The organism is Rhodococcus tibetensis (assembly GCF_024438035.1).
GTDB classification, from domain to species: Bacteria; Actinomycetota; Actinomycetes; order Mycobacteriales; family Mycobacteriaceae; genus Rhodococcus_F; species Rhodococcus_F tibetensis.
This window is the reverse complement of sequence record NZ_JANFQF010000001.1, coordinates 219,526-234,269: the sequence shown is the minus strand read 5'-3', so window position 1 is coordinate 234,269 and position 14,744 is coordinate 219,526. Positions and strand designations below refer to the sequence as shown.

General features: G+C 65.4%; 13 protein-coding genes. 3 read left to right on the top strand and 10 right to left on the bottom strand.

Going from position 1 to position 14,744, the window contains the following annotated elements; all coding sequences use genetic code 11:
- Nucleotides 1-129: 129 nt before the first annotated feature.
- Entirely contained in the window at nucleotides 130-933 is an 804-nt protein-coding gene (locus NOF53_RS01185; protein ID WP_255965142.1) for an alpha/beta fold hydrolase, read from the bottom strand.
- A gap of 112 nt (nucleotides 934-1,045) precedes the next feature.
- Between NOF53_RS01185 and NOF53_RS01180 the strand changes: the two genes are divergently transcribed.
- The gene (locus NOF53_RS01180; protein WP_255965141.1) at nucleotides 1,046-1,981 is read left to right on the top strand and encodes a methionyl-tRNA formyltransferase; all 936 of its coding nucleotides are present in this window, start codon (nucleotides 1,046-1,048) and stop codon (nucleotides 1,979-1,981) included.
- Here NOF53_RS01180 and NOF53_RS01175 read toward each other — a convergent pair.
- Both NOF53_RS01175 and NOF53_RS01170 read right to left on the bottom strand, forming a co-directional pair.
- Nucleotides 1,969-3,723: an ABC transporter ATP-binding protein gene (locus NOF53_RS01175; RefSeq protein WP_255965140.1), complete on the bottom strand. Its 1,755-nt coding sequence runs from the start codon at nucleotides 3,721-3,723 to the stop codon at nucleotides 1,969-1,971. The genes NOF53_RS01180 and NOF53_RS01175 overlap by 13 nt on opposite strands.
- On the bottom strand, nucleotides 3,720-5,426 hold the full coding sequence (locus tag NOF53_RS01170; RefSeq protein WP_255965139.1) for an ABC transporter ATP-binding protein: 1,707 nt from the start codon (nucleotides 5,424-5,426) through the stop codon (nucleotides 3,720-3,722). Before NOF53_RS01170 ends, NOF53_RS01175 begins: the two co-directional genes overlap by 4 nt.
- 158 nt (nucleotides 5,427-5,584) lie before the next feature.
- Between NOF53_RS01170 and NOF53_RS01165 the strand changes: the two genes are divergently transcribed.
- Nucleotides 5,585-5,758: a hypothetical protein gene (locus NOF53_RS01165; protein ID WP_255965138.1), complete on the top strand. Its 174-nt coding sequence runs from the start codon at nucleotides 5,585-5,587 to the stop codon at nucleotides 5,756-5,758.
- Nucleotides 5,759-5,791: 33 nt separating this feature from the next.
- Nucleotides 5,792-7,330 carry an alpha,alpha-trehalose-phosphate synthase (UDP-forming) gene (locus NOF53_RS01160; protein WP_308213771.1) on the top strand — a complete coding sequence of 513 codons (1,539 nt, stop codon included), beginning with the start codon at nucleotides 5,792-5,794 and terminating at the stop codon, nucleotides 7,328-7,330.
- Here NOF53_RS01160 and NOF53_RS01155 read toward each other — a convergent pair.
- The 7 genes from NOF53_RS01155 to NOF53_RS01125 form a co-directional block, all read right to left on the bottom strand.
- Nucleotides 7,309-8,310, bottom strand: coding sequence for an NAD-dependent epimerase/dehydratase family protein (locus NOF53_RS01155; protein WP_255965136.1), 1,002 nt, complete (start codon nucleotides 8,308-8,310; stop codon nucleotides 7,309-7,311). The genes NOF53_RS01160 and NOF53_RS01155 overlap by 22 nt on opposite strands.
- A gap of 133 nt (nucleotides 8,311-8,443) precedes the next feature.
- Nucleotides 8,444-8,977, bottom strand: coding sequence for an Rv1363c family protein (locus NOF53_RS01150; protein ID WP_255965135.1), 534 nt, complete (start codon nucleotides 8,975-8,977; stop codon nucleotides 8,444-8,446).
- Entirely contained in the window at nucleotides 8,974-9,762 is a 789-nt protein-coding gene (locus NOF53_RS01145) for an Rv1363c family protein (protein WP_255965134.1), read from the bottom strand. The genes NOF53_RS01150 and NOF53_RS01145 overlap by 4 nt, the downstream gene beginning before the upstream one ends.
- On the bottom strand, nucleotides 9,759-11,171 hold the full coding sequence (locus NOF53_RS01140) for an MCE family protein (RefSeq protein WP_255965133.1): 1,413 nt from the start codon (nucleotides 11,169-11,171) through the stop codon (nucleotides 9,759-9,761). Before NOF53_RS01140 ends, NOF53_RS01145 begins: the two co-directional genes overlap by 4 nt.
- Nucleotides 11,168-12,412, bottom strand: a complete 1,245-nt coding sequence (locus NOF53_RS01135; RefSeq protein ID WP_255965132.1) for an MCE family protein — start codon at nucleotides 12,410-12,412, stop codon at nucleotides 11,168-11,170. The genes NOF53_RS01140 and NOF53_RS01135 overlap by 4 nt, the downstream gene beginning before the upstream one ends.
- Nucleotides 12,409-13,698, bottom strand: a complete 1,290-nt coding sequence (locus NOF53_RS01130; RefSeq protein WP_255965131.1) for an MCE family protein — start codon at nucleotides 13,696-13,698, stop codon at nucleotides 12,409-12,411. Before NOF53_RS01130 ends, NOF53_RS01135 begins: the two co-directional genes overlap by 4 nt.
- Nucleotides 13,695-14,744 carry an MCE family protein gene (locus NOF53_RS01125; RefSeq protein WP_255965130.1) on the bottom strand — a complete coding sequence of 350 codons (1,050 nt, stop codon included), beginning with the start codon at nucleotides 14,742-14,744 and terminating at the stop codon, nucleotides 13,695-13,697. Before NOF53_RS01125 ends, NOF53_RS01130 begins: the two co-directional genes overlap by 4 nt.

Here is a 14,744-nt window from a genome sequence, read left to right as displayed (position 1 = left end):
CGTCGCACGACGGGCACCCGAGGAGTTTAGGTTAGGCTACCCACCAGCAACAACCGGTTCCCAGCTTCTTCGCAGGTGCCGAATATCACTGTAACGCCCGGGACTCAACCTCTACGTCGATCGAAACGGTCAGTCCGCCAGGAATTCCAGCAAGACCTTGTTGATGACCTCGGGCTGCTCGAGGTAGCCGTAGTGCCCGACATCCGGGATCTCGTAATAGCGAGCCGACGGAATGGCCTCGGCAACCTCCCGTGAGAGATACGGCGGAATCATGCGGTCGTCGGCAAACCCGACCGACAGACACGGTGTGGTAATCGCCCGGTATGCCTGCCGTCGATCGAACGTGCGGTCCATCTCCATCTGGGCGCGCACACCCGCGGACGTCCGGCCGCCGCTGAACTCGAAGAGGTCGAGCCAGTCCCTGGCGGTGTGCGGGTCCACAAGCGATGCGGGAGACAAATTCATCACCGCAGTGACCGCCGCCCGATACTTGGCCGGAAGCTCGACGCCGCTGTCGTGCAGCGCGCGCTCACCCTCGGTGAGCGTCTGCTGGAAGTAGTCCATCCGGGCGTGGCCGGCGAGGAAGGCGGCCTTGTACACCAGGTCCGGGCGCGTCAACGCGAGTTCCTGAGCGACCCGGGCACCCATCGAAGTACCGACGACACGCGCGGGACCGCCACCGAGGTGTTCGATCAGTGCCGCGGTGTCCGCAACGAGGTCGTCCATGGTGATGCCCGCCACGCTCTCGGCGGAAGGAGCGATGCCCCGGTTGTCGAAAGTGCAGACGCGATAGCCCGCATCGACGAGCGCGGGGGTCTGGTGGAGATCCCACACCCGCCCCGGGCTCCCGGTGCCCATGATGAGTACCACGAGATCTCCGGACCCCTTGACCTGGTAGTTCAAGGATATTCCGTTGATCGTGGCGATCGTCATTTCTGCCTTCCTTCCATGGGCGGCCTCACCGATGTGGGGTTGGATAGCCTAAGCTCGCATTGCTGCCGCTTCTTTGCGGCGCTGACCGTCAAGCTCGTCCAGGAGGACCGCGTTGAGAGTCGCCACACTCGGATATCAAACCTGGGGTCACCGTACCCTGAAGGCCCTGCTCGAGTCCGAGCACGAGGTCGTCCTCGCGATCACGCATCCCAAGAGCGAGCACGTCTACGAACAGATGTGGGCCGACTCCGTTGCGGATCTGGCCACCGAACACGGCGTTCCCGTTCACATCGCGAACAAGCCCGACGAAGACTTCAAGGCGGCACTGAAACAGGCTGACCCCGACATCATCGTCGCGAACAATTGGCGCACGTGGCTGCCGCGGGACGTCTTCGACTCGCCCCGCTACGGCACACTCAACATTCACGACTCCCTCCTACCCAAATACACCGGCTTCTCGCCGCTCATCTGGGCGCTCCTCAACGGTGAAGAAGAAGTCGGGCTCACCGCTCACCTCATGGACGAGGAACTCGACGCGGGCGACATCGTCCTGCAGCGGTCCACCCCGGTCGGACCCACGGACACCGTCACCGACCTGTTCCACCGCACCGTCGACATGATCGGCCCGATCACCCTCGACGCTCTCGACCTCATCGCCTCCGGCCGCACCGACTGGACACCTCAGGACCGCTCGCAGGCCACCTTCTTCCACAAGCGTGCGCCCGAGGACAGTCGCATCGATTGGACCTGGCCGGCCGACGCCATCGAGCGGCTCGTCCGCGCACAGTCCGACCCGTATCCCAACGCCTTCACCCACTACAAGGGCCAGCGCATCCGGGTCCTGAAGGCCTCGGTGTCCGAAGGCAACTACGGCGGAACCCCCGGGCGTGTCTTCATCCACGAGGGCGACGGCATGGTCATCGTCGCCGGACCCGACGCGCGCACCGGGAAGAACAAGGGACTCAAGATCCAGCGCGTGCGCCTCGACGACGGCACCGAACTGGCCGGCATCGAGTTCTTCCCCCACGGCGGCGGCTACCTGGGCTGACGCCCGTGCCACGCCGACCAGAGCTGCGCGTAACGACCGCCCGCGGCGACGAGCGCGCGATGTGTTCCTTCCTCCACGATCCGGCCCTTTTCGAGTACGACGACGCGGTCGGCGGTGGCGGCCTGGGTGAGCCGATGCGCCACGACCAGCGTGGTGCGACCGCGGGTCGCGGCTTCGGCGGACGCCTCGAGGTCCCGGGCACCGGCGCTGCCGGCTTCTGCAGTCGCCTCGTCTAGGACGGCGACTGCGGGATCAGCGAGGACGAGGCGGGCAAGGGCCAACTGCTGGGCCTGCGCCGCGGTCAGTTCGTGCCCACCCTCGCCGACGACGGTGCGAACACCCTCGGCCAGCGCGTTCACCCAATCGGCCGCACCGACCGTCTTCAGTGCCATTGCCGCGTCTTCCTCGGAAGCACCGGGCGCCGCCAGCCGTAGGTCGTCGATGAGGGGCCCGGCGAACACATGCACCTCTTGGCTGACGATGGCCACCCGACGCCGGAGCTCGCGCGGCGGCAGCTCCGACAGCGCCGTGCCACCGATGCGCACCGAACCCGACGTCGGGACGATCGACCCGGCCGCAATCGCCGCGACAGTGGTCTTCCCGGCCCCGGTCGAGCCCACCAGCGCGACACGCTCGCCGTGATCGACGCGCAGGCTGATGCCGTGCACCACCTCGTGCTCGTCGTCGTAAGTGTGCCGGACATCGACCAGTTCGAGTGTCGATTCCGCGGCAGCCGGGACCCCTGCGACTCTGACGGTGTCGTCTCTTCGCCCCACCACTCCGACAAGCCGCGCGAGACTCGCGCCCGCAGACTGCACCTCGTCGAAGGTGTACATGAGCATGCCGATCGGATTGAACAATCGGTGGAAGAGCAGGGCGGCGGTGGTGGTCTGCCCGACGGTCACGAGGTCACGCTGCACCAACGCGAAACCCACGGCGAGGATGGTCGCCAGACCGACGAACTCGGCGCGGTTGCCGCGCCCCGCGAAGCGGGTGAAGAGTGCGAACACGCCGACGGACAGATCCCGGGTTCTCCGTGAGGCGTCGTCGATCTTCCCGAGGTGGCTGTCTTCGAGACCGTAGGCCCGCACGGTGCTTGCGCCCTGCATGCTGCTGATCAGCGCCTGGGAGCGCTCGCCCATCGCCACGCGTTCATTCGCGTAGACGGGGGCCGAGCGCGGGAGGTACCAGCGCATGGCGAGCGCATACATCGGCAAGGCCACCATGCCCGCGAGCCCGAGACGCCAGTCGATGCCGAGCATCGTCATGACGCTCAGCAGCACCAGAAGTATCGCCGTCACGAGGTTGGGCACCACATCGGTGACGGCCTTGCCGATCACAGCCACGTCGTCGCCCACCCGGGACAACAGGTCGCCCTTGCCGACGCGCTCGATCGTCTGGACCGGAAGGCGTAGCGCACGGTCGATTGTCCGCTCCCGCAGATCCGCCAGGATGCCCTCACCGAGACTTCGAATGAGGAACGACGCATAACCGGCGCAGGCCCCACCGAGCACAGCGGCCGCGGCGATCACCGCGACCACCCACCCGATCGTCGACGGCGGAGCGCCGTCCTGCACCCGGTCGACAAGAACACCGAACACAAAGACGGGCACCAGTGCCATCGCAGCGGCGGTGGCCGCGACCAGCAGGGTGAGCAGGCTTCGTCCACGCCGCCGGCCAAGCTCGGTTTTCAGCCATGCCCAGGTGCGGCCTGCGGACGCGATGGGGAGCAGTTCACTCATCGCAGCACCGCCCGCCGGTATTGCGCGTCCTCGGCGGCCAACTGTGCGTGCGTGCCCTCGGCGACGACCGTTCCCTCGCCGAGGACGACGACGCGTTGAGTCACCGACAGCAGCGCAGGGCTGCTCGTGACGAGAACAGTCGTCTGGCCGCTGCCCACGGAGTCGCTGTGCCGCAAGTCGGCGATTCCTCCGGCGATCATGTGTTCCGTCACCGCGTCCACCGCGGTCGTCGGATCGTGCAGCACCAGCACCGGTGACCTCCTCATGAGCGCCCGGGCGAGCGCAACGCGCTGCCGTTGTCCGCCGGACAGGGACGACCCGCGGTCCGTCACCTCGTGCTCGAGACCGTCCGGGTGTGCATCGACGACATCCACCGCTGCGGACGCCCGAAGCGCCGCCTGGACCTCGCCTTGCGGCGCATCAGGTCGGCCCGCGGTCACATTGGATGCAACCGTTCCGGAGAACAGGTCACCGTTGTGGGGTTCGACCAGCACCGTCCGTCGCGCGTGCCTCAGGTCTGCATCCGAGAGTCGCACTCCCCCGACGGTCACCTCTCCGTCGTAGTGCTCCGGAGAGACCTGCCCGGACAGCAGTGCGGCCAGCGCCTCGGCGTCCTGCGGCCGGTAGGCGACGACGCCGAGTAGCTCACCGGACTCGACCCGAAGGTCGAGAGCGGTGAGCGACCGGTACGTCACACCCGACAACGACAGTTCGCTGCCATCGGGGATGAGCCCTGACCCCGCAGGCAGCAGCGGTTCCGCGTCCAGAACCAACGCCACCCGATCTGCCGACGCCCGGGTGAGAGCGAGGGATCCGGGGAGGCCCGCCAGGACGCCGAGCGGTTCGATGAAGAATTGCGAGAGGCCGACCACGGTGATCAGCTCCCCGACCGTGATCCGCCCTTCCAGTGCGAACCATCCCGCGAATCCTGCGATCCCGACGGCGAGCAGTGCGCTGACGGTCATCGACACGCCGGTGAAAGCCGCGGAACTTCTCGCGGTGTGGAGGGTGGCGTCGAGGGCGTCCCGGCTCGCGCTCCGGTAACGCTGCGAAGCCGCTTCCTCGGCGCCGATCCCGCGGAGTGGACGAAGCCCGCTCACCAGGTCGGTGGCCATGGCGGAGGCCCGCGCGACCGCGGTTTGCTGGTCGGTGGCTCGTCGGGTGATGAGCGGGGCCGCACGTTGCAGGAGCCCGAGGATGACGGGTGTCCCGATGAGAACGGCAAGTCCGAGTGGGACGTCGATGAGCAGCAGTGCGACAGCCGACCCGATGGCAGCGGTGAGGGCCGAGGCAGCGCGCGGCGCGAGGTCTGCGACGAAGGCGGATCGATCGGCATCAGTCGAGGACACGGAGAGCAACTCCCCGGCGCGTAGGTCGGTGCGCACGCCGCGGGGGTCGAGTATTCGGTGCGCCACCTCCATCCGCAGTTTGTGTCCCTCGCTCTGCATCGCCAGCACGATGAATCGGGCGCCGAACCGCCACGCTGCGGTGAGAACGAGGAAAAGCAGAGCCAATGCACACATCCAGGCGACCAGAGCTGACGTGTCGCCCGTCGCGACCGCACGGTCGACGATGACTCCGATTGCGATCGGCACGAGCGTTTCGGCCACCTGATGCACGCAGACCAGAACTGTGCCGAGACCGAGGCGCACACGATTGCGCACCAGAGCTCGACGCAGAATTGCGTTGCCACCAGTCTTCACGCGGACAACTCCCAACCTGACGGTTCCCGACAAGTAAGCAGACCCTAACTAGAGGCACACTATCGGAAGGGCAACTAGCGTCGACGTGCCCGGTTCTCATAGAGTCGCCGATACGAACTACTGCGTGCGACGCAGCAGCAAGCCCCGAGAGGACAAGAATGGCCGCGAACACGACCGCCGAGACCGACATCGCGGACGAGGATCTCGAACCCTTGGCCGACGAGACGGCCCGCCAGGCGCAGCGCGTTGTCGCTGCATACGCCGAGGATGCCGACGAGTGCAGAATGCTGCTCTCGATGCTCGGAATCGGACCAACCACCAAGCTCGACTGATAATTTCATCCACATCGACCGCGAAGGAAGCCCGTGGCCCTCAGCTCGGAATCGTCAGTTTCGTCATCGAGTTCGACATCTGACCCTGTCTCCGGGCAAGCCACCTTTGTCGTCGTGGCGAATCGACTTCCTGTCGATCTCGAGCGGCTTCCGGACGGCACCACCAAGTGGAAGCGGAGCCCCGGCGGACTCGTCACCGCGCTCGAGCCGATCTTGCGTCGCAACAAGGGTGCATGGGTCGGCTGGGCCGGTGTCGCCGACGCCGACCTGGACCCGGTGGTCGAGGACGGGCTCGAGCTCTACCCCGTCCCGCTGAGCGGCGCCGAAATTCGCGACTATTACGAGGGCTTCTCCAACGCCACCCTGTGGCCGCTCTACCACGATGTCATCGTGAAGCCGGAGTACAACCGCGACTGGTGGAACGCCTACGTCGAGGTCAATCGCCGGTTCGCGGAGGCCACGTCCAAGGCCGCGGCGCACGGTGCCACCGTGTGGATTCAGGACTATCAGTTGCAGCTCGTGCCGAAGATGCTGCGCATGCTCCGCCCCGACCTCACCATCGGTTTCTTCCTGCACATCCCGTTCCCGCCGGTCGAACTGTTCATGCAGATGCCGTGGCGAACCGAGATCGTCGAGGGACTTCTCGGTGCGGATCTGATCGGCTTCCACCTACCGGGTGGCGCGCAGAACTTCCTGTTCCTCGCCCGGCGCCTCGCCGGCCAGCCGACGTCGCGGGGCAATGTCGGTGTCCGCTCCAAGCTCGGCGTCGTGCAGGTCGGATTCCGGACCGTCCGGGTGGGGGCGTTCCCGATCTCCATCGACTCGGGAGAGCTGGACGAACAGTCACGTTCCAAATCGATCCGCGACCGTGCGAGGCAGATCCGCAAGGAGCTGGGAAACCCGAAGCACATCATGCTGGGCGTCGATCGACTCGACTACACCAAGGGCATTGACGTCCGACTCGCCGCGTTGCACGAACTGCTCGACGAACATCGCGTCGACCCTGCTGACACCGTGATGGTGCAGCTTGCCACGCCCAGCCGTGAACGGGTCGACAGTTACGTCCAGATGCGCGACGACATCGAGCGGAAGGTGTCGCGCATCAACGGTGAGTACAGCGAGGTCGGCCGTCCGGTGGTGCACTACATTCATCGCCCGATCCCGCGCGAAGAACTGATCGCTTTCTTCGTCGCCGCCGACGTGATGCTGGTGACCCCCCTCCGTGACGGCATGAACCTCGTCGCCAAGGAATATGTGGCGTGCCGTAGCGATCTGGGCGGCGCCCTGCTGCTCAGCGAGTTCACCGGTGCGGCGGCCGAACTTCGCCAGGCGTTCCTCTGCAATCCGCACGACCTCGACGGCGTCAAGGACGCGATGGAGCAGGCCCTGAACCAGCCCCGCGAAGACGGGCGCCGGCACATGCGAGCGCTGCGCCGGCAGGTGCTCGCCCACGACGTCGACCGCTGGGCGAAGGCATTCCTCGACGCACTGTCGCACAGCGGGGCAGCCGGGCCGGCGTTGATCGCCCCAGCCGAGGCCGACGAAGCCGACTACACGGCCGAGGACAACTGACTGCGGCGTCCCAGCTGACCGGAGGTCACCAGGAACGCGACGAGATCACGGATCGTCTCGTCGGCGGGACGTGGGACATAGCCCAGTTCGGAGGCTGCTTTCGAGCCGTCGATGACGGGTGCCGCGAGCAGCGCCGCCATCGCCGATCGGGACAGCACGTCGGAACCGAACCTGGCTCCGATGGGTTCCGCGATGGGCAGCACCCGTTCGATCACGCTCAAGGGGAACGAGTAGAGCGGGCCACGACGGCCTGCCGCGTGGGCGGCCTTCCGCACGGCGTCGTGCATGCCCAGCATGTGCCCGGAGATCAGATAGTTTTCCCCGGTCCGCCCCTTCTCCCCGGCGGCGATCAATCCGGCGGCCACGTCCCGAACGTCGACGAAGTCGAACGCTCCCTGCACAGCGGCGGGCACCCGGCCGCGAGCGGCGTTGCGTAGCAAGCTGTTCACACGGGAGAGCCCGTAGTCCACCGGGCCGTACACGCCGGTGGGGTTGCAGATCACCGCATCGAGCCCGGTGTCGATCACCGCACGCAGTTCGATCTCGCCGGCCCACTTGGACCTGTCGTACACGGGGATCGACGCGTCCACGGACCTCGGCGACTGCTCGTCGAGCATTCCACCGCAGTCGCTCTGATCGAACGAGTGCACGGAACTGCAGTGCACCATCCGCCGCACACCCACCGCGAGCGCAGCCTCGGCCACGGTGCGGACACCCTTGGTGTTCACGGTCCACGCCAGATCGTCCTTCTGCGCGAGGGTGATCATGGCGACGAGGTGATACACCATCTCGACACCGTCGAGGGCCCTCTTCATGGATTCCACGTCCAGCACGTCACCGTTAACCCAGGTGACCCCGTCGTGGGGAGCGTGTTCGGACCGGATGCGGTCGATGGCTGTCACCTCGTGGCCCGATTGGACCAGGAGATCGAGCAGATTGGTGCCCACGAATCCCGCGGCCCCGGTTACTGCAACCTTCATCGACGACTCCCCGTTCAGTTGTGGCCCTGCGACACAGCGTGGTGTGTGGGCAGTCGGCCAGGAAGCCCCGAGAGTACTAGAACATGTTTCACTTTGTGAAGGTCCGCCCGGCTCGGCGTGCGCGCCGACACTGCTACACCGGGGTGAGCTGATCGACGAGCCAGCGGTCGTCGACCTTCTGCAGCGAGACCCGCACCCGGCTGCCCGAGGTCCGAGCGTCCGGTGCTTCGGCACTGGTAGTGGTCTGGTTGAGGTACAGCAGGACCACCGCCTCAGTGGGAGTGGTCGACACGGGTGCAGCGGCTTGCACAGTCACCTGGACCGTCAGCTGTTTCTCCTTCGCCCCCGGAGCGATGGTTCCCTCCACGAGGGTGGTGTAGTCGTCCCGGAACGAGCCCGTGATTCCGTCTGCCGCAGCGGCCAATTGGCTGTCGACGTTGGCGAAGTCGTACGCCAGCATCGCAACGGCTTGCCTGCTCGCCGCGTCGACCGCCTCGGTCCGTGCCTGTTCGGCCAATTGGTCCTGCCGATCGCCGTACCAGAGGAACCCCACAGCGACTGCGAGCGCGACCACCGCGAGCGCAGCCACGATCTTCAACGCTGTCGCCTTGCTGACCGGGAGTTTTCGCGATTGTTGTGTGGACTTGTCGACGTCTTTGTCGGTCATGGGACGAACTCCACCTTCGATGCTGTCAACTTCCCGTTGTCGTCGCTGACGGTGACGCGCATCCGAAAGTCACGCGGCGACGGCTCCGGTTGTTCGGTGCTGGTGACCATGGTGCGGGCCGCGACGAGCACGTCGGCCGAAATCTCTGTCTCGCTTTGAATTCCCGCTTCGAGTACTTCGCCTTCGGTGGTGACGTTGGCGTCGCGGACCACACCGACGAAGGGGTCTTCCCGGCCCTGGAATTCCGCCAGAAAGGCTCCTGAGGCACCCGCGAGGATGCGGTCGACGTCTTCCTTCGCGGTCTCGGGGTGAATTGTCGTCAGGTTCAGTACGGTCTGGCGCGCCGTGTCGATGAAGGCCTGGCGCCGATCGTCTCGTTCGCGCGCAGACCGTTGGTCGAGCAGCAGGACGACGGCGGCCACGACCAAGGCGAGAATGACGACCGCGGCCACACCATAGCCGACCAGCGACTTCCACGAGCGACGCATTTTCGTATCGCCTCCGGGCGGTGGCGGCGCCCCGCCCGACTTGACTGCCCCCTCGGCAGCCGCCTTCTTCGTCGAAATCGTCACTGCCACCGGCTCATGCTTGGGCTCGGCAGATTTACCCGAGTGCGCGTCGCTCGACTTCGCCAGCACGACCGGTTGCGGTGTTCCCGTCTCACCGACCGGTGGACCCGCGTGGCGCACCGCTCGACGCCGGCTGCGCTCCTTCCGTGCCGAGGAGGCCTCCCCCGCCGGCGCTGCCACCTCGTCGGCCGCCCGCTCTTGTGTCGATGAACTCAAATCTGCTGACCTGTCATCATCGTCTGCCACGTCGAGTCCTTTCTCGGCGATCCTGACGCCAGATCCGGTTGGGTGTACGTCTTACCATCCGAACCGACAAAGCTACCCGTGCCCGGGTCGTACGGGACGGCCGCGACCGACCCACTCGGGGATCCTTCGTAGGAACTGGGGATAACAGGAACGGCCGTATACGAGGGTACATCCGGCGGCATGATCGGCCCGTAGGGCGGGTTGTTACCCGCGGCCTCCCACCCGTCACGGCACGCTTGCACGGTCGGTGCCCGGCGTCCGGGGTATTCCATGCAGGGTAGGTTCCGCGCACCACGCACGACCGACGGATCGTCCTGCGCCGCCTTGCAGTACAGATCGCCGGGTGTCGCGATCGGTTCCGTCTGGTCGCCGCTGCGCCGCTGATCCGGCGGGAGGAATCCTGTGGTGCACGCGGGCGGATCGTGGAGTTCCAAGGCGAAGTCGACAATCGCGCCGTCCTCGACCGGTCCCCCCTTGGCGGCCGTGACGAGTGCGGCGGTCAACGGTGGGTAGATGACGAGAACTTGCTCGATGCTCTTGTTGTAGATAACACCCACCTGGCCGACGCTCACCAGATTGCTCAGCAGAATCGGCAGGGTGGGCTGTAACTCCTGGAAGAGCTGAGTGGCTTCGACCGCCGTTCCGGGACCCTTCTCCAGCACTCCCCGCAGATCCGGGTCGCTGGCCCGGAGCTGATCGGTGAAGGTGACGAGGTCCTGGGTCCACGAACGGATGGCGTCACTACTGACGGTTTGGGTATCGAGTAGTGGGCCGATCTGTTCGATCAAATCTATCGTCGCGTCGCTGTTCGCATCTGCCTCTTCGACGAACAGACGGGCCGAGTCGATGAGCCGCTGCAAATCGGGGCCGGAACCGTTGAACGCGGTGAACGCCTCGTCGATCACGGTACGTAGCCGGGTGTCGGAAATACTGGCCAACAGCACGTCGGCTTGGTCGAGCATTTCGCCGACATCCTGCGGTACGGCCGAGCGATCCAGCGGGATCACGTCACCGGCCGCGAGATCCGGGCCCTCGGACGTCCGCGGGATCAGATCGACGTACTGCTCCCCGATGGCCGACACACTTTTCACCACTGCGTCGACATCGGCGGGAATTTTGTAGGTGCTGTCGAGCGACAGCTGGGCTTCGACCCCGTCGTCGGTGAGGACGACACGATCGACGACACCGACATTGGTTCCCCGGTACGCGACGTTGGCGTGTGAGTACAGCCCTCCGGTGGAAGGCAGTTGCACGGCGACGTCGTAGCGTCCGATGCCGAACATGACCGGCACCTTCACGTACTGGATCGACATCACGACGAGACCGACCACCGTGAGGATCGAGAAGATGATCAATTGGATGCGAACGGATTTTCTCATGGTGTCGGGGCCCCTCCCAGTTGCGGCGGAAGGCCGGGAATCTGCGGGAGGCCTGGAATCTGCGGCAATCCGGGAAGAGCGGGTGCCGGCGCAGGCTTCGCTGCCGGCGGCGGGGCGGGCAGCAGCGGGATCTGCAGGGGATCACCGGACTGTCCCGCGACTCCTGCGAGCGAGCCGACAGCTCCTTCCACTCCGCCGAGCGAACCACCCAGGGCCGTACCCGTCAGGAAGTTGCTGTCGACCCTCGCAGCACTCAGGTCGACGGTCATCATCAGGTTCGCGTAGTCGCCTCGAATGGCCTTGTCCATCGTCCTCATGGGGAACGGGTAGGTGAGCATCAGCGTCAGGACGTCGGTGAGTGCGCTGCCCGAATTGGCGAGTTCCGCGAGCACCGGTGTGAGGTTGCGCAGGTTCTGTTCCAGCTCTTCCCCGCTGCTGTCGACGAGACGGGTGGCGGTATCGCTGAGTTTGCCGAGCTCCACCAGCGCCGTTGTCAAATTATGGCGTTGTGCCACAAGCACTTCCAGGGCAGGTGGGATTCCGTCGAGCGCTGCCTCGAGCGTGGGTTTCTGCTGGTTGACCGTGACGGAGAGTCGATCGAGACCCTCCATGGCACCGATGATGTCGCCGCGCTGTTCGTCCAGGCTCGTGACCAGTTGGTCGAGTTGTGGAAGCAGGTCACGGACCGAAGCCTCGCGTCCTCCGAGCGCGGCGTTCAACTCTTCGGTGATGTCCCGGATCTGGGCGATACCACCGCCGTTCAGAACCACCGACAAGGACGACAGCGTCTGCTCCGTCGTCGGGTACGCCCCTGCACGCTCGATCGGAATTACGTCGCCTTCCGCCAACCGGCCCTCGGGCTCCGCATCTGTGGGCGGGGCGAGCTCGAGATGCTGCGAGCCGAGGAGACTGGTCTGACCGATCTTGGCGGTCGCATTGGCGGGCAGTTCGACGTCCTTGTTCAACGAGACGGTAACCTGCGCATGCCAGTCCTTCACGTCGATGCCCGTGACGGTACCCACGGTGACGTCGTTGACGCGGACCGGTGAATTCTGCGAGAGAGTGGTGACATTGGGCATCTCGATCTCGACGGTGTACGCGTCACCGCCTGTGCCCTCAGTTCCGGGAAGGGGAAGCGAATTCAGACCCTCCCACTCACATCCGGTCATGGTCAGCGACAACGCGAGCACCCCGGCCGCGATACCACCGCCCCGCACGCGCCTGCTTACGAACCCGGTCATCGTCCACCTCCCGGCTGCAGCAGGTCGTTCAGATCTCTCGGCACGGCGACGGTCGGAATTCCGGCCAGCGCACCCGTCGCCGGCGGCGCGGACCGCGGCGGTACGGATCCCGCCAGGCTCGGCGGACTGTACTGAAGCTGATCCGGGAACGCGTTCACACCTGTTGTCGGGTTACTGAGAATGGGCAGGTAGTTCATGGTGAGCGAGTTCAGCACCGGCGACAGGTATTGCGTGCACAGGTCGGCACTGCGTTGGGCATCGTTGGCCTGCAGGCTCTGAATCGCGCCGCACATGAAGTTGACGGGATTGCCGAAGTTCGCGAATGCCACCGCACCGACCAGGGACCCCTGCGCCGGCTTGTAGATGTTGCTGAAGTTGGCCAATGCCGTCGGGGCGACGTGCAGCGTCTGCTCGAGCTGTGGCCGCTTGTCGGCGAGCACCTGGGTGGCGTCGGCGAGGCGCCCGACCTGCTCGGTGAGCGCTGCCCTGTTCTCGACGACGAATCGATTGACATCACCCAGTGCGAGATCCAGGTCGATCAGTGCCGTGCCGAGTTCGTCCGAACTGGTGGCGAGCAGGTTCGACACGGACGCCAGCCGGCCCTCGAACTGCACGATCTGCTCGTTGCTCGACGACAGAGCCGCGACGAAGGTTTGCAGGTTCCGGATGGTGGCGAACAGATCGGTCCGCCCGTCGGACAGTGTCCGCATGGTCTCCGACAGTTCACGCAGTGTGTTGCGCAGGGATTCACCGTTGCCGTCGAGGTTGTCTGCCGCGGTGTCGATGAATGTTCCCAGCGATCCCTGTGGGTCGGCGCCTTGCGGTCCGAGCGCCTCGGAGAGCTTGTTCAGCTCGGATTTGATTTCGTCCCACTCCACCGGTACAGCGGTGCGGTCCACCGGAATGTTCGCCCCGTCCTGCATGGTCGACCCCCCGGCGTAGACGGGCGTCAACTGAACGAATCTGCCGGACACCAAGCTCGGCGCGACGATGATCGCCTTGGCGTCGGCGGGGATGTCCACGCTCTTGTCCACGCTCATGGTGACCTTGGCGAAATCGGGACCCGGCTCGATCTCGCCGACCGTGCCCACCTTCACGCCCAGCACCCGCACGTCGTCGCCGGAGTAGAGGCCGGTCGTCGTCGGAAAGTAAGCGGTGACGGTGTTCTCGAACAGTCGCGGCAAAAAGGCGACCAGGCCACCGACGATCAAGGCCACCACGACGCCGGCGATCGCACCGCGGATCCACCACTTCTTCCGCGCACCGGATTCTTCTGTCTGTGTCATCGCGGCCTCAGCTCGAGGGACGGGCCCGTCTGCAGGTAGGCCTGCAGGTCGTTCGGCAGATGCTCCGGCCACAAGATCGCGTCGTTCAGCCCCTGCAGCAGATTGCCGATGCCGATGTTGTAGACGTACGCCATGAAGAAGGGTCCGCTCCCCACAGATTCACCCAGCTGCGTCGCGTACGGTGCGAGGCCGTCGAGCGCCTGCGAAATGTTGTCCTTGTTGCGTTGGAGGATGTCCACCACGGAGTTCAGCTTGTCGAGTGTCGGCTTCATCTGCTCCTGGTTGTCCTGCACCAGCCCCGTCAGTTGCCTCGACACCGCCGAGATGTTCACGATCAGCTGGCTGATCGCAGCCCGGCGACGGTCGAGCTCACCCAACAGTTCGTTGCCGTCGACGATCAGCGAGTTGATCTGGCCGCTTCGCTCGGCGAGTATGCCCGTCACGTTCTCGGCGCGAGAAAGTAACTGCTTCAAGGTTTCGTCGCGTGAATTGATGCTCTCCGACAACCGGGTCAACCCGTCGAGGGCGGTGCGCAACTCGGGAGGGGTGTTCTCGAGCGCGCCCGACATCGCGTTCAGCGCATTGTTGACCTGATCGGTGTCGAGCTCCGACACCGTCGTGGTGAGGTCGCCGAGTGCGTCGTTGAGCGAGTACGGCGAATTGGTCCGATCCAGCGGAATTGTCGACCCGACCGGCAGGGTATCCGTTCCCCGCGGCGTGACCGCAAGCGATTTCCGGCCGAGGATGGTATTGGTCTTGATGTCCGCCTCGGTCACATCCCCGAGTGCTATTCCGTCCTCGACAGTGAAAGTGACCAGCACGTGCTGCCCGTCGAGCTCGACATCGGAGACCTTGCCCACGTCGACTCCTGCCAACGTGACCGTGTCACCGGACATCAGACCACCGGCGTCCTCGAACATGGCATTGTAATGCGTTCCGCCCGAGAGGAACTGAAGCTGGTCGTACTGCAGAGTGGCGATCACGATCATCGCGGAGACTGCCACACCGATCAACCCGACCTGTACGGGATTCCGTTCTTTCTTCAT